This window comes from Arthrobacter sp. TJ-58 (assembly GCF_058269295.1).
The window spans coordinates 1-721 of the sequence record NZ_JBZCNM010000013.1; the positions used below are offsets into that span (position 1 = coordinate 1).

Genomic DNA, 721 nt, shown 5'->3' on the forward strand with positions numbered 1-721 from the left:
TGTAACTCTTACGGTGGTTGTGAACGGCGTGGCAAGAGTTAAATAGGCGAGGGTCTCCGGTTCGATATGGGTTACCACACTCGTATCGGCCAACGGAGACCCTCGTGACCCACGCTAACGCACCCCTGACCGAAACCGGCCGACTGCGCCTGGCAAAACTCGTTGTCGAGTCCGGGTGGCCGCTTCGCCGGGCTGCCGAACGCTTCAGCTGCTCGCCGGCAACAGCGAAGAAGTGGGCCGACAGATACCGCTCCCGAGGAGTATCCGGGATGCGGGATCTTTCCTCGCGGCCTTTGTCCTGTCCGCATCAAACACCCGTTCGGACCGAACGGCGGATCATCGCGCTGCGCTTCACCCGCCGCTGGGGTCCCCACCGCATCGCCCACCACCTGCACCTGGCCCGGTCCACCGTGGAGAAAGTACTGCGGCGGTACCGCATGCCCCGGCTCTCACACCTGGACCACGCGACGGGCCTGCCGGTCCGCCGGCCCAAACCCGTCCGCTATGAACACAAGCATCCCGGGGACCTGGTGCACGTGGATATCAAGAAACTCGGCCGCATCCCCGACGGTGGCGGACACAAAATGGTCGGCCGGTCAGCGGGGAACCGGAATAAAACCCGCACCGAAACCAACCGCCGGCCCGGATACGCCTACCTGCATCACGCAGTGGATGACCATTCCCGGCTGGCCTATTCCGAGATCCTCACCGATGAGAAGAA

Annotated in this window: 1 protein-coding gene; it reads left to right on the forward strand. The window is 63.7% G+C overall.

Annotated elements, in window-relative coordinates:
- Positions 1–104: 104 nt before the first annotated feature.
- On the forward strand, positions 105–721 hold a 617-nt coding region (locus AC4D2W_RS17275), incomplete at its 3' end, for a helix-turn-helix domain-containing protein (RefSeq protein WP_490928161.1).